Consider the following 23,123-nt stretch of genomic DNA (forward strand, 5'->3'; position numbering starts at 1 on the left):
CCGGACTGTCGTTCGGGCGGCCGGAGTTGTCCGGGGCCCCGGCCGGCGTCCGGTAGGTGTGAAGGGGTGCCCACCCGGGGGAGAAAGTGCTGGGTGGGGGCCGTGCCGGCCCGATGTCATCACTTCGAGTGATTCTCTGGCCTTTGCTTGCACGGCTCAACCCACGGTTGCCAGGCTGTTGCTGTCTGTACAGCCTGATGGGAGCGGCCAGTGACTTTCGGTGAGCAGCCGGCGTACCTGCGCGTCGCGGGTGATCTCCGCAAGAAGATCGTCGACGGTTCACTGCCGCCCCACACCCGGCTCCCCTCCCAGGCCCGCATCCGCGAGGAGTACGGCGTCTCGGACACCGTCGCCCTGGAGGCCCGCAAGGTGCTGATGGCCGAGGGCCTGGTCGAGGGCCGCTCGGGCTCGGGGACGTACGTGCGCGAACGGCCCGTGCCGCGCCGGGTGTCCCGCTCCGGCTACCGCCCCAGCGGCGGCGCCACCCCGTTCCGGCAGGAGCAGGCCGACGCCTCGGTGCGCGGCACCTGGGAGTCCAGCAGCCGGCAGACCGAGGCCGGGGCCGCCATCGCCGAGCGGCTCGGGATCGAGGTCGGCGAGCGGGTCATGCGCACCAAGTACCTGTACCGCGACGCCGGTGAGCCGATGATGGTCTCCACCTCCTGGGAGCCGCTCGCCGTCACCGGCCGCACCCCGGTGATGCTGCCCGAGGAGGGGCCGCTCGGCGGGATGGGCGTGGTCGAGCGCATGCGCGCCATCGACGTCATCGTGGACAACGTCACCGAGGAGGTCGGCGCCCGCCCCGGTCTCGCCGAGGAACTGCATCTCCTCGGCGGTGTTCCCGGCCATGTCGTGCTGGTCGTCCAGCGCACGTACTACGCGTCCGGGCGCCCCGTGGAGACCGCGGACGTGGTGATTCCCGCGGACCGGTACCGGGTGGCGTACCACCTGCCGGTGCGGTGAGGGCCGGGCGCCGCGGAGTGAGGTAGCGCACACGCCGGGGCTCGCGCTGGGGCGGGTGCGCCGGTGCCGGGACCGCGCGGGTCGTGCCGCCGATGCCGGGGTCCGGTCGTCTTCGCAGGTGGGCGCGGTTTTGTGGGTCATGTGTCCGAGCGGCTCACCGAGGGCGCATTCCTTCTCGTGCGCCCCTGCGTTCTGACTGGTTGCGTACCTCTTTGTGAAAAGGCGTATTCGCTGAGTAAAGGTTGGGCGTACGCTCGGGCATATGCGTATTGCGGTTTCCTTAGGCGGGGCCCGGCGAGGGCCCGGGACGGGATGGGGGTCCCGTGATGCCGGAAAGGGTGAAGGGCGCGATGGGGGCGGAGCGGACCATGAGTGAGGGCACGGCTTCCCTGCCCTGGATCGTCATACGGCAGGACGACAACGGCAATCGGTACCGCGTCGGCCGGTACGCGACCCGGGCCGAGGCGCAGAAGATCGCCGACAGCTTCGAGGACCGGGGGCACAAGCAGCTCTACATGGTCGAGCGCCTCGGGCAGAACGGGGACAGCGCCCGCGGCTGACCCGGCGGCGCTCGTACGGGGAGGGTGACCGCGATCGACCGGCGGCGCCCGTGCCCCGGGGCCTCCCGTAGGCTCCGCTCCATGACGCCCATGACGGAACGGACCGTGGTGGTGGGTGCCGCGCTGCTCGACGGCGGCCGCCTGCTCGCCGCGCGCCGCAGCGCGCCCGCCGACCTGGCCGGACGCTGGGAGCTGCCCGGCGGCAAGGTCGAGCCGGGGGAGCGGCCCGAGGACGCCCTGGTGCGCGAACTGCGCGAGGAACTCGGCGTCGACGCCGAGACCGTGGAGCGCGTACCCGGCCGATGGCCCCTGCGGGACCCGTACGTCCTGTGGGTGTGGACGGCGCGGCTGCGCCCCGGCTCACCCGCACCCGAACCCCTCCAGGACCACGACGAACTGCGCTGGCTGACTCCGGCGCAACTGTGGGACGTGCCCTGGCTGGAGCAGGACGTGCCCGCGGTGCGGGAGGTCGCGGGGCGCCTGGGGGCGGGGGCGCGCTGATGTGCCCCGGTGCGGCGCCGCCCGGTGCGCGGAACCGTTGCCGGCGGGCCGCCCGGCTCCGTGGCCCGACCGGCGTACGCCGTTCGACCCACACTCCCACCGTCCGGACGGTACTGGCCATCACTTATCGGGTATGGGCCAATTAACCCCACGAAACCGGACAGCTCGCGGCCTGGGAAGTGATCGGCGTGATCGACACCGATGGCGACTGCGCCGAGTGGACCTTTCCCGCGGAACCGGGAGCCGTACGCAGCGCCCGGGCGGCGGTCCGCGGCCAGTTGCACGGCTGGGACCTCGACTGTGTCGCCGACCTCGCCGCGCTGCTGGTGAGTGAACTGGTCACCAACTCGCTGCGGTATGCCACCGGCCCCATCGGCGTGCGGCTCGTACGGCGCGTCGGCGCCGACGACTCCCTCCTGGTGGAGGTCTCCGACCCGCTCCCCGACCTGCCGCGCGAGCGCGTCGCGCGGCCCGAGGACGAGAGCGGGCGCGGCCTCCAACTGCTCGCCGGGTCCTCCCGCCGCTGGGGCACCCGCCCCGGCGTGAGCGGGAAGACCGTCTGGTTCGAGCTGGCCGTACCGGGGTGACGGTGCCGGGGGCGCATCGGGGTGGCGTGGGGGTGCCCGGGGTGAGGCAGGGGCGCCCGAAGGGGCGGAGGGGGTGTACACCGGACGCCCTGTGGTCCACCGTGTGACTCCGGCCCGCGGACAGGCCCGGAGTGTGTGATTCGGGGGCGTGTTCCCTGGTTAGAAGAGTGGAAGTGTTGTCGCGGAGCGGTCCGAAAAACGTCTGGACCGAGCTGTGATCGTGAACACCGTGTCGCGCGGCGCCGGAGTGCTGGATACTGCGGGCAGCCGCCCCCGGTGACCGGTACCGGGTGCGGTGAGCTGGAGGGGACGGTTCGCGTGAGCGAGATACCAGCGAAGGCCGCGGAGTCCGAGGACCCGTCGGACGGCGCGAGGGACCAGACCGCCGCGGGTGCGGCGGCGCCCGGTGACGCCCTGTGGCAGAGCAGTCCGCCCGGCTCCATGTACGACTACATAAAGGTGGCCTCCTTCTCCATCGGTCCCGACGGCCTGGTGGACCAGTGGAGCCTGCGCGCCGAGCAGCTCTTCGGCATCCCGGCCGCGCGGGCCGCGGGCATGGACCCGATAGAGGCGTTCATCGACCCCGACCTCCGGGAACAGGGTCAGCGCAAGATGGCGGAGATCCTCGACGGGCGTGAGTGGACCGGAGTCGTGCCCTTCCGGATGCCGGACCCTCCGGAGGGCGGGCGCGGGGCGGACGGGCTGGCCGAGGTCTATGTGATGCCGACCCGGACCGCGGAGGGCGAGAAGGCGGCCGTCTGCATCGTCGTGGACGTCCGCACCCTGCGCAGGATCGAGACCGATCTCGCCGCGTCCCAGGCGATATTCGGGCAATCCCCCTTCGGGTTCCTGCTGATCGACTTCGATCTTCGGGTGCGCCGCGTCAACCAGCGGTTCGCCTCCGTCTTCGGCGGCAGCCCGGACGACCACCGGGGCCGGGGGGTCTTCGACTATCTGCCCCGCGGCGAGGCCGAGCGGGTCGCGGCGACCCTGCGGCGGGTACTGGAGAGCGGCGATCCCGTCACCGACATGCACGTCACCGGTCATGTGCCGGGCTCCGAGGAGCGCCGGCACTGGTCCGTCAACCTCTATCGCGTGCACAGCGGCAGCGGCCGGCCCATCGGCGTCGCCTGGCTCGCCACCGACGTCACCTCCCGCCGCGCCGCCGCCCGGGAGGCCGCGGCCGCCCGGCGCAACCTCGCGCTGCTCAACGAGGCCGGGGCCCGGATCGGCAACTCGCTGGACCTGGAGACCACGGCGCGCGAACTCCTCGACGTCGTCGTCCCCGGCTTCTGCGACCTCGCCACGGTCGACCTCTACCAGGGGCTGCTGACCGGCGACGAGACCCCGCCCGGGATGGCCGACGGCAGCGCCGAGTTGCGCCGGGTCGCCATCGCCAGCGCCGTCGCGGACGCGCCCGCCGGCCGTGCCAGTGAGACGGTCAAGGTCGGCGCCGTACACCACTTCCCCTTCAACTCCCCCTGTGCGGACGCCCTGCGCGCCGCTCGGCCGCGGGCCGTGCCGGCCGAGGAGGGCAGCCTGGTGCAGTCCACGCTCGCCGTGCCGATGGTCGCGCACGACACGGTGGTGGGGCTCGTGCGGTTCGCGCGGACCAAGGGCAGCGAGCCGTTCGGGGAACGGGACCGGGACCTCGCGGTGGAGCTGGCCGCGCGGGCCGCGGTCTGCATCGACAACGCGCGGCTGTACCGCCGGGAGCACGAGCGGGCGCTGATCCTCCAGCGCTCCCTGCTGCCGCCGGGCGATCCCGAGGCGTCCGGCCTGGACATCGCCTGCCGCTATCTGCCCGGCAACGCGGCGACCGAGGTCGGCGGTGACTGGTTCGACGTCATCGAACTGCCCGGCCACCGTACGGCGTTGGTGGTGGGCGACGTGATGGGCCGCGGGCTGCGGGCGGCCGTCGCGATGGGTGAACTCCGCACGGCCGTACGGACCTTGGCATTGCTCGACCTCGAACCGGCCGAAGTCCTGTCCGCGTTGGACGAGATCGCGCGGGGGCTCGGCACGCCGGGAGGTGTGCAGCAGGCGACGCGTACGGCGCGGCAGCCGCGGGACGCCGACAACTCCGAGGTGTACCTCGCGACGTGCGTGTACGCCGTGTACGACCCGGTGACCCGACGATGTACGTTCGCCAACGCCGGGCACCTGCCGCCGGTGCTGGTCGAGCCGGGGGAGCCCGCCCTGATGCTGGACGTGCCGCCCGGGATGCCGCTCGGGGTCGGGGGCGAGCCCTTCGAGGAGGTGGAGGTCGAGCTGCCCGAGGGCTCGTTGCTCGCGCTGTACACCGACGGGCTGGTGGAGTCCCGGGACCATCCGCTGGACGAGGGGCTGCACGCGTTCGTCGGCGCGCTCACGGATCCGGCGCGGCCGCTGGAGGACGTGTGCGACCACGTGCTCAACACCCTGAACACGCACCACGGCGAGGACGACATCGCGCTGCTGATGGCCCGGGTGCAGGGGCTGCCGGCGGAGTCCGTCGGCGACTGGACGCTGCCGCGGGAGCCGCGGAGTGTGGGGCGGGCGCGGGAGCACGCTCGGGCGCAGCTTCTCGGGTGGGGGCTGGACGCGCTGGTCGACACGACGGAGCTGCTGGTCAGCGAGCTGGTCACCAACGCGCTGCGGTACGGCGAGGGGGAGATCAGGCTACGGCTGCTGCTGGACCGGACGCTGGTGTGCGAGGTGTGGGACGGCGGGCTGGTACAGCCGCGGCGCCGGCGGGCTCGGGACACGGACGAGGGGGGCCGCGGGTTGCAGCTGGTGCAGTTGCTCAGCGCGGCGTGGGGGTCTCGGCGGACGCCGCGGGGGAAGACGGTGTGGTTCGAGTTGCCGTTGCCGGGGGCGGAGGCGGTGTTCGCGGACCCGGCGGAGGCGCTGCTGAGCCTGTTCTGACGGTTCCCGTCCACGGATTCGCCGCGCGGCGCGGAGAAGCCGCCGCGGTCGCCGCCGCTCCGCCTCTCCCCGCGCCCGCCCTGCCCGTCCGCCCCGGTGTTCCGGACCTGATGGAGTCACCCGGTTCCGGCGCGCGGCGCTGTCAAGGCGCCGGCCTATGCCTTCGGCCCCGCGTCGCCGGCCCCCCGAAGCTCGCCGGTGGGCCGCCGTCGGGTTCTTCGGCGAGGAGGATGCCGCCGAGGACGGCGCCGGGGAGGCCGGCGGTGGTGGTGTCGGGGTAGGGCGTGCCGTGGGTGCGGACGTCGCGTTCGGCGAGGGTACGGGCCTCCCTGGCGGCGGTGTCGGCCTCGAACGCGGCGGCGGTGTCCGTGACCGGTGTCCGTGCCGCCTCCGACAGGCGGGCGCGGGCCTCCGGGCCCACGGCGCCGCGGTGCACCGCGATGAAGTCGTCGGCCGAGTCGAGCGCGGCGTGGGCGACGAGCAGCGCCGCCGTGTCCAGGACGCCGGAGCGGCCCACGTCCAGCCGGCCGACGGCGCGGGTGATCCGGCGCAGGGCGTCCAGCGGGTCGTACGGGAGGGCGCCGGTCAACTCCTCCCGCACGGCGGCCAGTACGCCGTCCGCGTGGGCGAGCCGGGCGGCCCGCTCGCCCATGGCCAGGGGGGTGCGGGAACGCCCGTGCCGGGCCGCCGCCAGGTCCGCCTCCGCGCCGGTCAGGGCCGCCGGTACCAGCGCCGCGGCCTCCCGCAGCCGCGCCGCGAGTCGTTCCACGCCGCTCACCAGGACCTCGGCCTGGGCCACGGCGCCCTCGCCGGCGCGCAGGCTCCGGGCGGCGCGGTCGCCGTCGGCCGCGTCGATGGCCCGGCGGGCCTCGTTGAGGCGGGCGGTGGCGAACAGCAGGCGGTCCTTGGCCTGTTCGACCGAGCCCGTGACGAGGTCGGTCGCGGAGGGCGCGTACCGCTCCCGGAGCGCCGCCAGGGTGCCGTGCGCGGCCACCGTCCGTACCGCCAGCGCCCGGAACCGCCCCTCCGCCACCTCCGACGCCGCCCCGGCCCCCGGTCCCTCCAGCCCCCGCACCTGATCCAGGGCCGCGGCCTCCGCATCCAGCCGCCGCCCCGCCTCCGCGCACCGCCCCACCACCCCGGCCAACGCCTGCCGCCGTGCCGCCGTCCCCTCGGGGAAGCCCTCCTCGTACCTCCGCCACATCGCGAACGCCGCCACCAGCTCGGCCTCGGCCCCCCGCAGGGCCCGTGCGAAGCCCTCGGTCACCGCTTCCGCTTCCGTCTCCCGCGGCGCACGGACGAGGGCCCCGGTCGCCGCCTCCGCCCCGTCCTCGGCCTCCCCGCCTTCGCCGGCCCCCGCCCCGCCCTTCACCACCCCGAACCTCTCCCGCACGAACGACAGTTCCTCCCGGCTCGTCCGCACGCAGTCGTCCGCCAGCACCAGGGCGGTCCTGGCCTGGCGTTCGGCGTCGGCGAGGGTGGGGGGCTGCGGATGGCCCGGCATCGTCCCCGGTGTCGTACGGGTTCGGGTGCGGCGCACGCGGCGCAGGTAGCCGTAGGCCGCCAGAGCCGCCGCCGCGGCCACCACGACGAGGGGGAGGACGAAGTCCGCCGTGGAGGTGCCGCCCCCTCCCGGTGCCGAAGCGCTCGCCACCGTTCCGGCGGAGGAGGCGGGAACCGGAGCGCCTGTAGTGATCGTCATCAACGGCAACATCAGCCACCCGGCCCCCACCAGGGCACCCAGCACGGCATGCGTCACCCGCGCCCGTATGTGTGCCTTGGCACGCCGGGGGCGGCCCCGGAACAGGGATGACGTCACATTTTGGAGCGTATGGGGGAGCGGACCGCACCGCGAGCGGGGCGGATACGGGTGGGGGACGAGGCGGACAGGGGGGCGGAATGGACGCGGAGATCCAGCCGGAGCCGACATCCGGTGCCGGTGCCGGTGCCGGTGCCGGAACGGAACCGGATGCCGACGCCGCGGCGGAACCGGGTGCCGGCGTCGGAGCGGAACCGGAAGCGGACCCGCGGACCCCGGCCCGCCCCAAGCCCCGCCGCCCCCTGCGCCGCGTCCTCACCGCCCTCGGCCTCTGCCTCCTCCTGCTGGTCCTCGCCGTGCTCACCGCCGAAGGCGCGCTCCGTGCCAACTACTCCGGTGATCCCGCCCCCGGCACCCGCAGCCGGGATCGGGACGCGCTCTGGCTGGGGCACGCCTGGGTGGACGGGCGGAAGACGGAGAAGGACGTCGAGGGGCTCGCGCGGCGGTTGAGAGGCACCGGGGTCAGGGATCTGTACGTGCACTCCGGGCCGCTGGAGGACGACGGGACGCTGCCCGACTCCGCGTATCCGAAGGCGCGTTGGCTGATCGGCTCCCTGCACCGGGCGTTGCCCGGCGTGCGGGTGCAGGCCTGGCTCGGGGACGTGCTCGCGAGCGAGGGGCCCGAGGGCCTGCGCCTGGAGCGCCCCGCGACCCGGGCCGCGGTCCTCGCCTCCACGCGGCGGATTCTCGCCGCCGGCTTCCAGGGCGCGCACTTCGACCTGGAGCCGTTGCACTCGGGCGACCATGACTACCTGGCCCTCCTCGACGATCTGCGTGCCCTCACCCACGCCCACCACGCGCTGCTGTCCGTCGCCGCCCACCAGATCGACCCCCTCCCTGGCTTCCACTCCTTCTGGGGCGCGACCACCGGGCATCCCAAGTGGTGGTCGCAGGCGTACTTCGGGCAGGTGGCCCGCCGGGTGGACCAGATCGCCGTGATGTCGTACGACACCATGCAGCCGCTGCCGAGCCTGTACGGCGGCTACGTGGCCCAGCAGACCAGCCTCGCCCTGGAGGTCACCCCCGATTCCACCCACCTCCTCATGGGCCTGCCCTTCTACCACGAGAACCGGTTCGGGCACTGGGCCCGCGCGGAGACCGTCCCGGCCGCCGTACGGGGCGTACGCCTCGGACTGTCCCGTACCGACGCCCACCGCACCCGCTTCGGTGTCGCCCTGTACGTCGACTTCGCCGCCACGGAGGCGGACTGGCGGGCGTACCGGGAGGGATGGGTGGGATGAGGCGTGCGGGCTAGGAGGAAAGCCGTCGCCCGATCTTCGAGCCCAGCCACACCAGCGGGTCGTACGTGCGGTCGACCGCCCGTTCCTTCAGCGGGATCAGGGCGTTGTCCGTGATCCTGATGCCCTCGGGGCAGACCTCGGTGCAGCACTTGGTGATGTTGCAGTAGCCGAGGCCGTGTTCGTCCTGCGCGGCGCGTCCGCGGTCGAGACCGGCGCGGTCGGCCGCGTCCAGCGGGTGCATGTCCAGTTCCGCGACGCGCATCAGGAAGCGCGGGCCCGCGAACGCCCGCTTGTTCTCCTCGTGGTCGCGCACCACATGGCAGGTGTTCTGGCACAGGAAGCACTCGATGCACTTGCGGAACTCCTGCGAGCGGTCCACGTCCTCCTGGAACATGCGGTACTCGCCGGGGGCCAGGTCCGCCGGCGGCACGAAGGCGGGGATCTCCCGTGCCTTCTCGTAGTTGAAGCTCACGTCGGTCACCAGGTCGCGGATCACCGGGAAGGCGCGCAGCGGGGTGACGGTGACGGTCTCCGCGCGGTCGAAGACCGACATGCGGGTCATGCACATCAGCCGGGGGCGGCCGTTGACCTCGGCCGAGCACGAACCGCACTTGCCCGCCTTGCAGTTCCAGCGCACCGCGAGGTCCGGTGCCTGGGTCGCCTGGAGGCGGTGGATGATGTCCAGGACCACCTCGCCGTCGTTGACCTCGACCGTGAAGTCCCTCAGCGCGCCGCCGTGTTCGTCGCCCCGCCACACCCTGAAGCGGGCCTCGTAGCCGCTCATTCGGACAGCTCCCCTTCCAGTTCCTCGTCGGTGAGGTACTTGGCCAGCTCCTCCTTCTCGAACAGGGCGAGCAGGTCGGGGCGGATGGGGGGCGTGGTCTCCCGGGTCAGGCCGATGCCCTCGCCGTCGAGGGAGCAGAGCAGGTTGATGTTGCGCCACTCCCGCTCCATCGCCGGGCAGTCCTCCCGCGTATGGCCGCCGCGCGACTCCGTCCGCTCCCGTGCCGCCCGCGCCACGCACTCGCTGACCAGCAGCATGTTCCGCAGGTCCAGGGCGAGGTGCCAGCCGGGATTGAACTGGCGGTGGCCCTCGACGCCGACCCGGCGGGTGCGTGCGCGCAGTTCGGCGAGCCTGGTCAGAGCCTGTTCCATCTCGCCCGCGCGGCGGATGATGCCGACCAGGTCGTTCATGGTCTGCTGGAGTTCCTGGTGCAGGGTGTACGGGTTCTCCGGGCCGCCCGTCCCGTCCTCGGCCCCCGCGGCGAAGGGCCGCAGGGCCTCGGCCGACGCCGAGTCGACCTGGGCGTCGTCCACGCGCGGTCGCCCGGAGGCGAGTGCCCGCGTGTACTCGGCCGCGTGCAGGCCCGCGCGTCGCCCGAACACCAGCAGATCGGACAGGGAGTTGCCGCCGAGCCGGTTGGAGCCGTGCATGCCGCCCGCGACCTCGCCGGCCGCGTAGAGACCCGGCACCCCGCGTGCCGCCGCCGTGTCGGAGTCGACGGCGATGCCGCCCATCACGTAGTGGCAGGTGGGTCCGACCTCCATCGCCTCGGCCGTGATGTCGACGTCGGCCAGCTCCTTGAACTGGTGGTACATGGACGGCAGCCGGCGCCGGATCACCTCCGCCGGCATCCGGGTGGAGACGTCCAGGAAGACCCCGCCGTGCGGGGAGCCCCGGCCCGCCTTCACCTCGGCGTTGATGGCCCGGGCGACCTCGTCGCGGGGGAGCAGTTCGGGCGGGCGGCGGTGGTGCTCGGGGTCGTCGTACCAGCCGTCGGCCTCGGCCTCCGACTCGGCGTACTTCTCCTTGAACACGTCCGGCACGTAGTCGAACATGAACCGCTCGCCGGCGGAGTTGCGCAGCACCCCGCCGTCGCCGCGCACCGACTCGGTGACGAGGATGCCCTTGACCGACGGCGGCCAGACCATGCCCGTCGGATGGAACTGCACGAACTCCATGTTGAGCAGCGGCGCCCCGGCGAGCAGGGCCAGCGCGTGGCCGTCGCCGGTGTACTCCCACGAGTTCGACGTCACCTTGAAGGACTTGCCGATGCCGCCGGTCGCGAGGACCACGGCGGGGGCCTCCAGGACGAAGAAGCGGCCGGTCTCGCGGTCGTACGCGAAGACCCCGGCGACGCGCGAGCCGTCCTTCAGCACCCGGGTGACCGTGCACTCCTGGAAGACCTTCAGGCCGCACTCGTGGTCCCCGGTCCGTTCGCGGTCCTCCTGCTGCAACGCGACGATCCGCTGCTGGAGGGTGCGGATCAGTTCCAGCCCGGTGCGGTCGCCGACGTGGGCGAGGCGCGGGTACTCGTGGCCGCCGAAGTTGCGCTGGGAGATCCGGCCGTCCTTCGTACGGTCGAACAGCGCGCCCCAGGTCTCCAGTTCCCACACCCGCTGCGGGGCCTCCTGGGCGTGCAGCTCGGCCATCCGCCACTGGTTGAGGAACTTGCCGCCGCGCAGGGTGTCGCGGAAGTGCGTCTGCCAGGTGTCGTGCTCGTTGGCGTTGGCCATCGCCGCCGCGATGCCGCCCTCGGCCATCACCGTGTGCGCCTTGCCGAACAGGGACTTGCAGATCACCGCCGTACGGGCGCCCCGCTCGCGCGCCTCGATCGCCGCCCGCAGCCCGGCGCCGCCGGCACCGACCACGACGACGTCCCACTCCTGGCGGTCCACCACGGGCATCAGAAGAACCTCGGATCGTCGAAGACACCGGACGCGAGCAGATAGACGTAGAAGTCGGCGAGCGCCACTCCGATCAGCGAGGCCCACGCCAGCTGCATGTGCCGGGCGTTGAGCCGCCCCACGAACCGCCAGGCCCGGTAGCGCGCCGGGTGCCGGGAGAAGTGCTTGAGCTGCCCGCCGACGATGTGCCGGCAGGAGTGGCAGGAGAGGGTGTACGTCCAGATCAGCGCGATGTTGACCAGGAAGACCAGGGTGCCCAGACCCATGTGGCCCCACCGGTGGTGCTCGTCGCGGAAGGTCAGGGCGGTGTCGTAGGTCAGCACGCCGGCGACCGGCAGGGCCGCGTAGAAGAAGTAGCGGTGGACGTTCTGCAGGATCAGCGGGAAGCGGGTCTCACCGGTGTACCTCCGGTGCGGCTCGGCCACCGCGCAGGCGGGCGGGGAGGCCCAGAAGCCGCGGTAGTACGCCTTGCGGTAGTAGTAGCAGGTCAGCCGGAAGCCCAGCGGGAAGACCAGGATGACGACGGCGGGGGAGATGCCCCACCAGCTCCCGAGGAGTTCGGCGTTCGGACCGCCGGGCATGGGCCGGCAGTCGTGCGCCAGGCAGGGGGAGTAGAACGGCGAGACGTACGGCGACGCGTAGTAGTCGGCGTTCGCGAAGGCCCGCCAGGTCGAGTAGACGACGAAGGCCAGCAGACCGGCCGCCGTGCCGGCGGGCGCCAGCCACCAGCGGTCGGTCCGTAAGTGGGCGGCGGCGATCGCGGCGCGCCCGGGGGCGCGCACGCCGCCGCCGTCGTGTCGGTGTTCCGTACCAGTGGCCAAGACAGCACTCCGGTCGGCTCAGGGGACAAGGGGCGTTTCAGGGGGCGTGCCGGTCACGGGCGCCCAGGCCCTCGTCGTCCGCGTCCGTCCACAGGCTGATGTCGTACGGCGTGTCGGAGATGGTGACGAGGTCGGGCCGGTTCGCGGAGCCCTGGGCGGCGGCCGACTCGCGCAGCAGCGCCACGCTCTCGCGCAGATGGTCGGCGTCCAGGCGGGCCCGGCGCATCTCCAGGCCACCGCCGAGCTGCTGCTCCAGCCGGCCCAGCGACCGCCGCAGTTCGTCGAGGCTGCGCTGGACCATGGTCAGGTCGTCGTGCACGGACATGATGTGCCCTCACTTCCGCGGATGCTGCGGGTCCCGGGCGGCATTGCTCATGCGCCTGAGAGTGTTGCGCGTCACACCTGGCGCTGTGAAGGCATCTGCATCGATTGGACAGGCGTGCGGGTGCGTGTCCCGGTGTGTTTGCGCCGCACGGGTGGGCTTGCCGTCCGTCGCCGCCGTGTCGCTCGTGGTCGGCGGATCCTTTCCTCTTCAGTAGCCGCATAGATCTGATCAGCTCCAAATACCGCCAAACGTGATCATATCGCTTGCGGCTTCCCGGAGGTAGCAGAGATGTCCCACCACGGCGTCGGCCTGCGCGCGGCCCTGCGCTCGGCCGCCTTCCTCACCGCGGGCGCGCTCGCGGTACCGCTGCTCGCGGGGTGCGGCTCGGACGAGGACGTGGCCAAGCCCCTCGCCGCGCAGGACATCGACCTGGTCGCCCGCGGCCTGGTGGCCGACGGCGGCACCCTGAAGTGGGCCGTGGACGACCTCCCGGAGACGCTGAACACCTACCAGGCCGACGCCGACACCGGGACCACCCGCGTCGCCCAGGCCGTGCTGCCGTCCATGTTCCGGATGGACGCCTCGGGCCGCCCGGTCGTCAACCCCTCCTACCTGGAGTCCGCCAAGGTCATCGAGACCGAGCCGCGCCAGGTGGTGCTGTACAAGCTGAACCAGCAGGCCGTGTGGAGCGACGGCCGGGAGATCGGCGCCGCCGACTTCGTCGCCCAGTGGCGTGCCCTGTCCGGCAAGGACAGCGCCTACTGGACCGCGCGCAACGCCGGGTACGACCGCATCGAGAAGATCGAGCGCGGTGCCAACGACCTCCAGGTCCGGGTCACCTTCTCCCGCCCCTACGCCGACTGGAAGTCGCTGTTCTCGCCGCTGTACCCGAAGGACGTCATGGGCACCCCGGACGCCTTCAACGACGGCGCCCGCCGCAGGCTGGCCGTCAGCGCCGGGCCGTTCAAGGTGGACAAGGTCGACACCATCGCCCAGGACATCGTCCTCACCCGCAACCCCCGCTGGTGGGGCAGGCCGGCCAAGCTGAACCAGATCGTGCTGCACTCCGTGCCCCGCGACAAGCGGGTCAGCGCGCTCGCCGACGGCACCGCGGACCTCGCCGACCTCGACCCGGCCGACGCCGAGCGGATCGGGCTCGCCGCGCGCGAGAAGGGCACCGCGACCCCGCTCCAGGGCGGCGGGAGGACGTCGCTCGCGACGCTGCGCTCCTGGGCGCGTGCCCACGGGCTCGACTCGGGCGACGTGAAGGAGGGCCGCACGAAGCTGGCCCGGGCCATCACCGAGTACCTCGACCAGCAGACGGCCCTCCAGGCCTTCGACGTCCGCAAGTCCCTGGAGCCCGCCTACACCCAGCTCGCCCTCAACGGCGCGTCCGGGCCGCTCACCGACGAGCGGGTCCGCCGGGCCATCGCGCGCGCCCTGGACCGCAAGGAACTCGCCCGCCTGGTGCTCACCCCGCTGGGCCTGCCCGCCGTTCCCGTCGGCAGCCACCTCGCCCTGTCCGGGCAGCCCGCGTACGCCGACGACAGCGGGGCGCTGGGCGCGCAGGACACCAAGGCGGCGCAGGCGCTGCTCGCGGACGCCGGGTGGGTGCCCGGCGGGCCGGTCAAGGAGGAGAGGAAGGGGCAGAAGGCGGCCGGACCCGAGAGCGACCACGAGGAGAAGTCGGACGGCGGCCGGGACGGCGAGTACATCGTCGGCGAGGACGACAAGGGCGACGCCGGCGGCAGGCACCTCGCGGAGGAGGGCCGGCACGGGGGCGCGGCGGGCGCGTACGCCCCCAAGGGCACGGCGGCCCCGGCCGGGGCCAGGACCGGGCCGCTCGCCAAGGACGGCAAGGCGCTCACGCTCCGCTTCGTCCTGCCGTCGGGGCCCGGGTCGGACACGCTGAACACCGTGGCCACACGGATCTCCGCGATGCTGGACCGGCTCGGGATCACGACGACGATCACCAAGGTGTCCGACGAGAGCTACTTCAAGGACCACATCGCCGCGGGCGACTTCGACCTCGCGCTGTACTCCTGGCCGTCCTCCGCCTTCCCGGCGACCGACGCGCGGCCGATCTACGCCAAGCCGCTACCGGGCGCGGACGGCTCGGTGAACGTCGAGCAGAACTACACGCGGGTCGGCACCGACCAGGTCGACCAGCTCTTCGAGCAGGCGGCGACCACACTCGACGAGGGCGAGGCGACGTCGCTGATCCGGCAGGCCGACTCCCGGATCTGGGCCACCGCCGGCTCCATCCCGCTCTACCAGCGGCCGCAGCTGGTGGGGGCGCGGAAGAACCTGGTCAACGCGGGGGCGTTCGGATTCCAGACGCCTGTCTACGAGGACATGGGCTTCCTGAAGAAGGGGGCGAAGGTCTCTCCGGGCCCGAAGGCGAGCTGATCGCCGTCGCCTTCCGCGGGTGCGCGGGAGGCCGCTCGCGCCCCCGCGGCACGGCCGCGCACGGGCACGTCCCGCGCCCCTCGGGTCGGCCCGGCGAGCCTCGACGGAAAACGACACGTACCATGGGGTGAGGCCGTGGCGTGTCAAGCCCGGCAGGCCCGCGTCACACAGACGTCGCAGCAGGGCCTTCTCACCACTCTGGGAGTTCGCCGCACTATGGCCACGCGCCACGACATCCGCAACGTCGCCATCGTCGCCCACGTCGACCACGGCAAGACCACCATCGTCGACGGCATGCTGAAGCAGGCCGGCGCGTTCGCCGCCCACCAGCTCGACCAGGTCGACGACCGGGTGATGGACTCGAACGACCTGGAGCGTGAGAAGGGCATCACGATCCTCGCCAAGAACACGGCGGTGAAGTACCACCCCAAGGACGGCGGGGAGCCCATCACCATCAACATCATCGACACCCCCGGCCACGCCGACTTCGGTGGCGAGGTGGAGCGCGGTCTGTCGATGGTCGACGGTGTGGTGCTGCTGGTGGACGCCTCCGAGGGCCCGCTGCCGCAGACCCGCTTCGTGCTGCGCAAGGCGCTCCAGCAGCGCCTGCCCGTCATCCTGTGCATCAACAAGACGGACCGCCCGGACGCCCGCATCGACGAGGTCGTCAACGAGACGTACGACCTCTTCCTCGACCTGGACGCGGACGAGGAGCAGATCGAGTTCCCGATCGTCTACGCCTGCGGCCGTGACGGCGTCGCCTCGCTGACCAAGCCGCAGGACGGCACCGTCCCGGCCGACAGCGACAGCCTGGAGCCGTTCTTCTCCACGATCCTGGAGCACATCCCGGCCCCGACGTACGACGAGAAGGCGCCGCTCCAGGCCCACGTCACCAACCTCGACGCCGACAACTTCCTCGGCCGTATCGCGCTGCTCCGCGTCGAGCAGGGCGAGCTGCGCAAGGGCCAGACCGTGGCCTGGATCAAGCGCGACGGCTCCGTCGGCAACGTGCGCATCTCCGAGCTGATGATGACCGAGGCGCTCACCCGCAAGCCCGCCGAGATGGCCGGTCCGGGCGACATCTGCGCCGTCGCCGGTATCCCGGACATCATGATCGGCGAGACCCTGGCCGACCCGGAGAACCCGGTCGCGCTGCCGCTGATCACGGTGGACGAGCCGGCGATCTCCATGGTCATCGGTACGAACACCTCGCCGCTGGTCGGCCGCGGCGGCACCGGCAAGGGCGCCGACGCGAAGGCGGCCGTCAAGGACCGCAAGGTCACCGCCCGCCAGGTCAAGGACCGCCTCGACCGCGAGCTGATCGGTAACGTCTCGCTGCGCGTCCTGGACACCGAGCGCCCCGACGCCTGGGAGGTGCAGGGCCGTGGTGAGCTGGCGCTCGCCATCCTGGTCGAGCAGATGCGCCGCGAGGGCTACGAGCTGACCGTCGGCAAGCCCCAGGTCGTCACCAAGGAGGTCGACGGCAAGGTCTACGAGCCGGTCGAGCGCATGACCGTCGACGTGCCCGAGGAGCACATGGGCGCCGTCACCCAGCTCATGGGCGTCCGCAAGGGCCGCATGGACAACATGTCGAACCACGGCTCCGGCTGGGTGCGCATGGAGTTCGTGGTGCCCTCGCGCGGCCTGATCGGTTTCCGTACCGAGTTCCTGACCCAGACCCGCGGTACCGGCATCGGCCACTCCATCCACGAGGGCCACGAGCCCTGGTTCGGCACCCTCACGACCCGGAACAACGGCTCGCTGGTGGCCGACCGCGCCGGTGCCGTCACCGCGTTCGCGATGACGAACCTCCAGGAGCGCGGCGTGCTCTTCGTGGAGCCGGGCACCGAGGTCTACGAGGGCATGATCGTCGGCGAGAACTCGCGTGCCGACGACATGGACGTCAACATCACCAAGGAGAAGAAGCTCACCAACATGCGGTCCTCGACGGCCGACGTGGCGGAGTCCATCGTGCCGCCGCGCAAGCTGTCGCTGGAGCAGTCGCTGGAGTTCTGCCGCGACGACGAGTGCGTCGAGGTGACCCCGGAGGCCGTTCGCATCCGCAAGGTGAACCTCGACCAGCGTGAGCGTGCCCGCGCCGCGAGCCGCGCCAAGCACGGCTGATCCAGGGCCACTTGAACCCGGGTCCCCCCATGGTGGGGGGACCCGGGTTTTTTGCAACCCGTTTTCCAGTGGCGTATGTCCGGCATGCGGAGACCGCTGCCCGATACCCATGTAACAAGTCCGTTTCGCGCCTTCTACGAGCGGACACTTTGTCCAGATTTTAAAAGGTCTGGGCGCCAGCTGTGACTGAATCGAGATCTACGGGCAGTGGTCGGTGGTTCCGCCGATGGCAGATAGTTAGCCGCGTAGCGCTCGGGTCAATGGGTCACGCGCTGTGGGGACAGTTGCGTCGACTCACGAGCACCAGGGGGAGTCTGAGCCTCCGTCAGGGGTGTCGGAGGCAAGGCCAGAACCCTCTCCTGTAGGTGAACGCGTGCAGTCGTGAGGAGGAACACCCATGTGCGGTGTCGTAAGCAACAGGTGGATCGGTTCTTCGCTTCCCGTCGTGTGACCAGGTCTTGGAGCTACGCGCGTCCGGCTGCGGATTCGCGCGTCCTCGGAGTACCCGGGAACCATTCACACCCATACCTGTGAAACGGACGAACCGTGACAAGTCCTATCGACATGGGGGGCGGCGGAACCGCGGTCGTCTCCGGCGAACCAGGGCCGAAGGCGAAGGGCGAAGCCGCCCTGCTGACGGGCCGGTCTCCCGGCCAGTTGATGTGGACGCGCTTCAAGCGCGACCGCACCGGCGTGATCTCGGCCTACGTGGTGGGCTTCTTCTTCCTGGTCGGCCTGCTCGCCCCGCTGATCTCCAAGGTGTACGGCAAGAACCCGTACACGGTCTACGCGGACGAGCGCCCGGAACTCTTCGACAGCGCCGGCGTGCCGGTGCATCCCAACGGCGGCATCAGCGGCCAGTTCTGGTTCGGGCTCGAACCCGGCAACGGCTATGACGTCTTCACCAAGCTGATCTACGGCATCCGCACCTCGCTGATGATCTCGGTCGCCGTCACCGTCGCGGTCGTCGTCACCGGCATCCTGCTCGGTGTCGCGGCCGGCTACCTCGGCGGCAAGACCGACTACTTCATCGGCCGGGTCATCGACTTCCTGCTCGCCTTCCCCGCGCAGCTGTTCTTCATCGCGAGCATGCCGGTCGTGGTCTCCCTGTTCGTCAGCCCGCGCGACGAGACGCCGACCTACGTCCGGGTGGTCGCGCTGATCATCGTGCAGTGGTTCCTGGGCTGGATGGGCCTCGGCCGCATCCTGCGCGGCACCGCACTCGCCCTGCGCGAACGGGAGTTCATCGAGGCGGCCAAGGTCAGCGGGGCCTCGCCCTGGCGGATCATCCGCAAGGAGATCCTGCCGAACATCGTCACCCCGCTGCTGGTGCAGGCCACGTACCTGCTGCCCAACTTCGTGACCGCGGAGGCGGGTCTGTCGTACCTGGGTGTGGGCATCGTCGAACCGACGCCCGACTGGGGCCAGATGTTCTCCAAGGCATCCACGGAGCTGGTGATGCAGAACGACATCACCTACATGTTCTTCCCCGGCGTCTCGATGATCATCTTCGTCGTCGCCTTCAACCTGCTCGGCGACTCGGTCCGCGACGCGTTCGACCCCAAGACCGCGCGCTGACCACCGCGGCCGCCGACGGGAGACGGGCCCGTTCGGCGACTCCCCCACGCCGCACGGCACTTCAGCACTCCTCGTACCACGCCAGAGTCCTTTTCGTACCGGTGACACATACAACGCACTGGTGACACACAGATGGGTGGGAATCCTCGTGATGAGTAGGGGCGGACGCCACGCATACGGCGCACTCTCCGTGCTCGCGGCCGGAGCTCTTGTGCTCACCGGTTGCAGCAAGGGCGGCAGCGACGGCGGCGGCAACGACAAGCAGGACCAGCAGAACGCCAAGCGCCAGCAGGCCGGCATCAAGTTCGGCGACGCGGCCGACTCGACCGGCCCGGCGGCTCCCGTACCCGGCGCCAAGTCCGGCGGCAGCATGGAGGTGCTCGAACGCGACAGCTACGCGCACCTGGACCCGGCACAGGTCTACGTCTTCAACGAGATGACGGTCGCCCAGCTGCTCGACCGCGGCCTCACCGGCTACAAGGCCACCAGCGACGACGGCAAGCGGCACGAGGTGGTCGGCGACCTCGCCACCGACTCCGGCACCACCACCGACGGCGGCAGGACCTGGAAGTACACGCTCAAGGACGGCATCAAGTTCGCCGACGGCACGCCGATCACGTCCAAGGACGTCCGGCAGACCGTCGAGAGGCTCTTCGCGCCCTTCATCAACCAGGGCCCGACCTACCTCCAGCAGTGGCTCGCCGACACCAGTGGCACCGGCTACCGCAAGCTGCTGCCCGACGGCCCCTACAAGGGCAAGCACCTGCCCGACAGCGTCCTGTCCACGCCGGACGACAAGACCATCGTCTTCCACTTCAAGACGCCCCACCCGGACCTGCCGTACACGCTGGCCATGGCGGGCTACTCCATCGTCTCCGCCAAGGGCGACACCAAGGAGAAGTACGACAAGACCCCGGTCACCACCGGACCGTACAAGATCCAGTCGTTCAAGTCCGGCAAGTCGATGGTGCTGGTCAAGAACCCCGAGTGGGACCCGAAGACCGACCCGATCCGCCACCAGTACGTGGACCGGTTCAACATCACCTTCAACCAGCAGTACGAGGCATCCACCAAGGCCCTGCTCGCCGACAGCGGCCCCGACCAGGCCGGCGTCAGCTTCAGCAACCAGGTCGACGCGGGCAACCTGTCCCAGGTGCTGCGGGACCCGAAGCTGAAGTCCCGGGTGGTCTCCGGCTACCAGCCGTACGTGGGCCAGATGAACATCAACATGAGCAAGCCGGAGATGAAGGACATCCGGGTCCGTCAGGCCATCGCCTACGCCCTGCCGGTCACCCCCTTCGTCCGCGCCTACGGCGGCACCGACGCCATGCAGGTCGCGGGCGGCCTCATCGGCCCGACCGTCAGCGGCTACGACCCCGCCTTCGACCCCTACGGCAAGAAGAAGAAGCCCGCGGGCGACCCCGACAAGGCCCGTGCCCTGCTCAAGGCGGCCGGCAAGCTCAACATGAAGCTGACCTTCGGCTACATCAACAGCCAGGAGGGCCAGCAGTACTCCACCGCCATGGCGGCGGGCCTGAAGAAGGCCGGCTTCGACGTCCAGCGCCAGGAGATCCCGGCCGAGACCTTCTACGACCAGGTCTCCAAGATCAACAACCCCTACGACATCTTCCACACCTCCTGGGGCGCCGACTGGCCGTCCCCGTCCACGGTGATGCCGCCGCTGTACGACGGCCGGCAGATCGCGGACGGCGCGGCGAACTACTCGCAGATCAACGACCCGCACGTGAACAGCGAGATCGACCGCATCAACACCATCACCGACCCGGTCAAAGCCGCGGCCGAGTGGGAGAAGCTCGACAAGTACCTGCTGACCAAGGTGGTCAACGAGGTCCCGACGGCGTACTACAAGGGGACCCAGATCGCCGGCTCCAAGGTCGGCGGTCTCGTCTACGACGACGTGATCGGCGGCGTCGACCCGCGTCGCCTCTACATCAAGTAACCGTTCCCCGCCGGTACCCGGCGCGCCGCACCGCGGGGCGCCGGGTACCGCCCGGACCGCCGACGTCTGAGAGCTGCCCTGTCATGCTGCGCTTCCTCGTCCGCCGGATCATCGGTGCCGTCGTCATTCTGTTTCTGCTGAGCATCGTCACGTTCGTGCTGTTCTTCGGGGTGCCCCGGGACCCGGCGCTGCTGATGTGCGGCAAGACCTGCAACCCGGACAGCATCGCGAACATCCACCACGTGCTCGGCCTCGACAAACCTCTCACCGAGCAGTACTGGATCTTCCTGCACAACCTCGTCCTGGGCAGCGACCAGTTCGCCCAAGGCCCTTGCCCCGCCCCCTGTTTCGGGTACTCGTACCACACCAACGACCCGGTCTGGTCCACCCTGATGGACCGGCTGCCCACCACCGTCTCGCTCACCCTGGGCGCGGCCGTCTGCTTCCTGATCGTCGGCCTCGGCACCGGCCTGCTCGCGGCCTGGCGGCGCGGCACACTGGTCGACAAGACGGCCACCGCGGGCGCCATGGTCGTCAGCGCCCTCCAGATCTACTTCCTCGGACCGCTCGCGCTCGCGCTCCTCGTCTACCAGACCCACTGGTTCGACAAACCCGCGTACAACAACTTCACCGGCGACCCGCTGACCTGGTTCACCGGGCTGATCATCCCCTGGGTCGTGCTGTCCACGATCTTCGCCGCGCAGTACACCCGTATGGCACGGTCCGCGATGATCGAACAGCTCCAGGAGGAGCACGTGCGCACCGCCCGCGCCAAGGGCATGTCCCGGCGGTACGTCTTCTTCCGCTACGCCTGGCGCGGCTCGCTGATCCCGATCGTCACCATCTTCGGCATCGACCTCGGCTCCCTGCTCGGCGGCGCCATCATCACCGAGTACACCTTCGGCCTGCCGGGACTCGGCCAACTCGCCGTGCAGTCGGTGTTCTTCAGCGATCTGCCGCTGCTGCTCGGCGTGATGCTGTTCGCCGCCACCATGATCCTGCTCTTCAACATCGTCGTCGACGCCGCGTACGCCTTCATCGACCCGCGCGTGCGGCTGGCCTGAGGAGAGACATCGATGAGCACCCCTCTCCTGTCCGTGCGGGACCTGCACGTCAGCTTCAAGACCGAGGACGGCGTCGTACGGGCCGTGGACCGGCTCTCCTTCGACCTGGAGCGGGGCAGGACGCTCGGCATCGTGGGCGAGTCCGGCTCCGGCAAGTCGGTGACGAACCTGACCGTCCTCGGCCTGCACAACCCCATGTTCACCACCGTCGAGGGCGAGATCCTGCTGGAGGGGCAGGAGCTGACCACCGCCCGCGAGTCGGAACTGGAGAAGCTGCGCGGCAACAAGGTCGCCATGATCTTCCAGGACCCGCTCACCGCGCTCTCGCCGTACTACACCGTCGGCCGGCAGATCGCCGAGCCGTACATGAAGCACAACGGCGCCTCCAAGAAGGAGGCCTGGGAACGCGCCGTCGAGATGCTCGGCAAGGTCGGCATCCCCAACCCCCGGCAGCGGGTGAAGGACTACCCGCACCAGTTCTCCGGCGGTATGCGCCAGCGCGCCATGATCGCCATGGCCCTGGTCTGCGACCCCGACCTGCTCATCGCGGACGAACCGACCACCGCGCTCGACGTGACCGTGCAGGCGCAGATTCTCGACCTGTTGAAGGACCTGCAACAGGAGTTCGGATCGGGCATCATCTTCATCACCCACGACTTGGGGGTGATCGCCGACATGGCCGACGACATCATGGTGATGTACGCGGGCAGCGCGGTCGAGCGGGGCACCACCGACCAGGTGCTGCGCTCGCCCCAACACCCGTACACCTGGGGCCTGCTGAACTCCATGCCGCGCCTCGACTCCGACACCGGCGCGCAGCTGTCCCCGATCCCGGGCACTCCGCCCTCCCTGCTCAACCCGCCGTCCGGCTGCCGGTTCCATCCACGCTGCACCTTCCAGGACCGGGTGGCGGGAGCGGGCCGCTGCACGACCGAACGCCCGCCGCTCGCCACCGACCGGGGGTCCGCCTGTCATCTGACCGCGGACCAGAAGCGGACCATCTTCATCGAGGAGATCAAGCCCCGACTGGGCTAGGAGGACACTGCCATGAAAGAGGACCTGGTCCTTCCGGCCCAGCGCGAGCAGAGCGCCGGGGACGGGGAGCCGCTGCTTCAGGTCTCGGGGCTGACCAAGCACTTCCCGGTCAAGGGAGGCTTCCCGATCCGCCGCACCATCGGACAGGTGCAGGCCGTGGACGGCATCGACCTGACCGTGCGCGCCGGCGAGAGCTTCGGCCTGGTCGGCGAGTCGGGCTGCGGCAAGTCCACCACGGGCCGGCTGATCACCCGGCTCATGGAGCCGACCGCCGGCACCGTCACCTACCGGGGCCGGGACATCAGCCATGCCTCGCGCAGGGAGCTGGCGCCGATCCGCTCCGAGATCCAGATGATCTTCCAGGACCCGTACTCGTCGCTCAACCCGCGGCAGACGGTCGGCACCATCATCTCCGGCCCGATGGAGATCAACGACATCAACCCGGAGGGCGGCCGCGAGAAGCGCGTGCGCGAGCTGCTGGAGATCGTCGGTCTCAACCCCGAGCACTACAACCGCTTCCCGCACGAGTTCTCCGGCGGCC

The 23,123-nt window shown here is 71.0% G+C and carries 18 protein-coding genes; 13 read left to right on the top strand and 5 right to left on the bottom strand.

What is annotated here, in order from left to right:
- The first annotated feature begins 210 nt into the window (after nt 1-210).
- The 5 genes from ACWDD7_RS35455 to ACWDD7_RS35475 all read left to right on the top strand — a co-directional run bounded on the left by ACWDD7_RS35455 (nt 211) and on the right by ACWDD7_RS35475 (nt 5,518).
- Nucleotides 211-963, top strand: coding sequence for a GntR family transcriptional regulator (locus ACWDD7_RS35455; RefSeq protein WP_351870123.1), 753 nt, complete (start codon nt 211-213; stop codon nt 961-963).
- Nucleotides 964-1,331: 368 nt separating this feature from the next.
- Nucleotides 1,332-1,523, top strand: a complete 192-nt coding sequence (locus tag ACWDD7_RS35460; RefSeq protein WP_351870120.1) for an SPOR domain-containing protein — start codon at nt 1,332-1,334, stop codon at nt 1,521-1,523.
- A 90-nt stretch (nt 1,524-1,613) separates the two neighbouring features.
- Nucleotides 1,614-2,024 (top strand): (deoxy)nucleoside triphosphate pyrophosphohydrolase, encoded by a 411-nt coding sequence (locus ACWDD7_RS35465; protein WP_351870154.1) that lies wholly within the window; start codon nt 1,614-1,616, stop codon nt 2,022-2,024.
- Between the two features lie 179 nt (nt 2,025-2,203).
- On the top strand, nt 2,204-2,611 hold the full coding sequence (locus ACWDD7_RS35470) for an ATP-binding protein (RefSeq protein ID WP_351870117.1): 408 nt from the start codon (nt 2,204-2,206) through the stop codon (nt 2,609-2,611).
- A 318-nt stretch (nt 2,612-2,929) separates the two neighbouring features.
- The gene (locus ACWDD7_RS35475; protein WP_450460431.1) at nt 2,930-5,518 is read left to right on the top strand and encodes a SpoIIE family protein phosphatase; all 2,589 of its coding nucleotides are present in this window, start codon (nt 2,930-2,932) and stop codon (nt 5,516-5,518) included.
- Nucleotides 5,519-5,660: 142 nt separating this feature from the next.
- Here the strand turns inward: ACWDD7_RS35475 and ACWDD7_RS35480 are convergent, their stop codons facing one another.
- Nucleotides 5,661-7,220: a hypothetical protein gene (locus ACWDD7_RS35480; RefSeq protein ID WP_450460432.1), complete on the bottom strand. Its 1,560-nt coding sequence runs from the start codon at nt 7,218-7,220 to the stop codon at nt 5,661-5,663.
- Between the two features lie 197 nt (nt 7,221-7,417).
- On the opposite strand from ACWDD7_RS35480, the gene ACWDD7_RS35485 reads away from it, so the two are divergent.
- On the top strand, nt 7,418-8,578 hold the full coding sequence (locus ACWDD7_RS35485) for a hypothetical protein (RefSeq protein ID WP_450460434.1): 1,161 nt from the start codon (nt 7,418-7,420) through the stop codon (nt 8,576-8,578).
- Between the two features lie 10 nt (nt 8,579-8,588).
- Here ACWDD7_RS35485 and ACWDD7_RS35490 read toward each other — a convergent pair whose 3' ends face one another.
- From ACWDD7_RS35490 to ACWDD7_RS35505, 4 genes are read right to left on the bottom strand one after another with little or no spacing between them, the layout of a single operon-like run.
- Nucleotides 8,589-9,362: a succinate dehydrogenase/fumarate reductase iron-sulfur subunit gene (locus ACWDD7_RS35490; protein ID WP_450460435.1), complete on the bottom strand. Its 774-nt coding sequence runs from the start codon at nt 9,360-9,362 to the stop codon at nt 8,589-8,591.
- The gene (locus ACWDD7_RS35495) at nt 9,359-11,266 is read right to left on the bottom strand and encodes a fumarate reductase/succinate dehydrogenase flavoprotein subunit (RefSeq protein ID WP_450460436.1); all 1,908 of its coding nucleotides are present in this window, start codon (nt 11,264-11,266) and stop codon (nt 9,359-9,361) included. The genes ACWDD7_RS35490 and ACWDD7_RS35495 overlap by 4 nt, the downstream gene beginning before the upstream one ends.
- A complete protein-coding gene (locus ACWDD7_RS35500; protein ID WP_392217528.1) occupies nt 11,266-12,087 on the bottom strand; it encodes a hypothetical protein in 822 nt (273 codons plus the stop codon). Before ACWDD7_RS35500 ends, ACWDD7_RS35495 begins: the two co-directional genes overlap by 1 nt.
- A 37-nt stretch (nt 12,088-12,124) precedes the next feature.
- Nucleotides 12,125-12,412 (bottom strand): hypothetical protein, encoded by a 288-nt coding sequence (locus tag ACWDD7_RS35505; protein WP_450460437.1) that lies wholly within the window; start codon nt 12,410-12,412, stop codon nt 12,125-12,127.
- 288 nt (nt 12,413-12,700) lie between these two features.
- Here ACWDD7_RS35505 and ACWDD7_RS35510 point away from each other — a divergent pair, with 288 nt between their 5' ends.
- From ACWDD7_RS35510 to ACWDD7_RS35540, 7 genes are all read left to right on the top strand, one after another.
- Nucleotides 12,701-14,821 (top strand): ABC transporter family substrate-binding protein, encoded by a 2,121-nt coding sequence (locus tag ACWDD7_RS35510; protein WP_351870096.1) that lies wholly within the window; start codon nt 12,701-12,703, stop codon nt 14,819-14,821.
- A gap of 216 nt (nt 14,822-15,037) precedes the next feature.
- Nucleotides 15,038-16,945 carry a translational GTPase TypA gene (typA, locus tag ACWDD7_RS35515; RefSeq protein ID WP_392217525.1) on the top strand — a complete coding sequence of 636 codons (1,908 nt, stop codon included), beginning with the start codon at nt 15,038-15,040 and terminating at the stop codon, nt 16,943-16,945.
- Nucleotides 16,946-17,491: 546 nt separating this feature from the next.
- Nucleotides 17,492-18,523, top strand: coding sequence for an ABC transporter permease (locus ACWDD7_RS35520; RefSeq protein WP_351870091.1), 1,032 nt, complete (start codon nt 17,492-17,494; stop codon nt 18,521-18,523).
- Nucleotides 18,524-18,674: 151 nt separating this feature from the next.
- Nucleotides 18,675-20,483, top strand: a complete 1,809-nt coding sequence (locus tag ACWDD7_RS35525) for an ABC transporter substrate-binding protein (RefSeq protein WP_450460438.1) — start codon at nt 18,675-18,677, stop codon at nt 20,481-20,483.
- An 83-nt stretch (nt 20,484-20,566) separates the two neighbouring features.
- On the top strand, nt 20,567-21,547 hold the full coding sequence (locus tag ACWDD7_RS35530; RefSeq protein ID WP_285559561.1) for an ABC transporter permease: 981 nt from the start codon (nt 20,567-20,569) through the stop codon (nt 21,545-21,547).
- Between the two features lie 12 nt (nt 21,548-21,559).
- Nucleotides 21,560-22,582 carry an ABC transporter ATP-binding protein gene (locus ACWDD7_RS35535; RefSeq protein WP_351870084.1) on the top strand — a complete coding sequence of 341 codons (1,023 nt, stop codon included), beginning with the start codon at nt 21,560-21,562 and terminating at the stop codon, nt 22,580-22,582.
- A gap of 12 nt (nt 22,583-22,594) precedes the next feature.
- Nucleotides 22,595-23,123: ATP-binding cassette domain-containing protein (locus ACWDD7_RS35540; protein ID WP_450460439.1), on the top strand; the 529-nt coding region annotated here is incomplete at its 3' end.

It is taken from the genome of Streptomyces sp. NPDC001056 (assembly GCF_053598955.1).

Bases quoted from the DNA above. Each gene is read 5' to 3' on its own strand.
- ACWDD7_RS35535 (WP_351870084.1), top strand. From the start codon at position 21,560: ATGAGCACCCCTCTCCTGTCCGTGCGGGACCTGCACGTCAGCTTCAAG.
- ACWDD7_RS35490 (WP_450460435.1), bottom strand. From the start codon at position 9,362: ATGAGCGGCTACGAGGCCCGCTTCAGGGTGTGGCGGGGCGACGAACAC.
- ACWDD7_RS35505 (WP_450460437.1), bottom strand. From the start codon at position 12,412: ATGTCCGTGCACGACGACCTGACCATGGTCCAGCGCAGCCTCGACGAA.
- ACWDD7_RS35530 (WP_285559561.1), top strand. From the start codon at position 20,567: ATGCTGCGCTTCCTCGTCCGCCGGATCATCGGTGCCGTCGTCATTCTG.
- ACWDD7_RS35465 (WP_351870154.1), top strand. From the start codon at position 1,614: ATGACGGAACGGACCGTGGTGGTGGGTGCCGCGCTGCTCGACGGCGGC.
- ACWDD7_RS35495 (WP_450460436.1), bottom strand. From the start codon at position 11,266: ATGCCCGTGGTGGACCGCCAGGAGTGGGACGTCGTCGTGGTCGGTGCC.
- ACWDD7_RS35510 (WP_351870096.1), top strand. From the start codon at position 12,701: ATGTCCCACCACGGCGTCGGCCTGCGCGCGGCCCTGCGCTCGGCCGCC.
- typA (WP_392217525.1), top strand. From the start codon at position 15,038: ATGGCCACGCGCCACGACATCCGCAACGTCGCCATCGTCGCCCACGTC.
- ACWDD7_RS35460 (WP_351870120.1), top strand. From the start codon at position 1,332: ATGAGTGAGGGCACGGCTTCCCTGCCCTGGATCGTCATACGGCAGGAC.
- ACWDD7_RS35480 (WP_450460432.1), bottom strand. From the start codon at position 7,220: ATGACGATCACTACAGGCGCTCCGGTTCCCGCCTCCTCCGCCGGAACG.
- ACWDD7_RS35525 (WP_450460438.1), top strand. From the start codon at position 18,675: ATGAGTAGGGGCGGACGCCACGCATACGGCGCACTCTCCGTGCTCGCG.
- ACWDD7_RS35485 (WP_450460434.1), top strand. From the start codon at position 7,418: ATGGACGCGGAGATCCAGCCGGAGCCGACATCCGGTGCCGGTGCCGGT.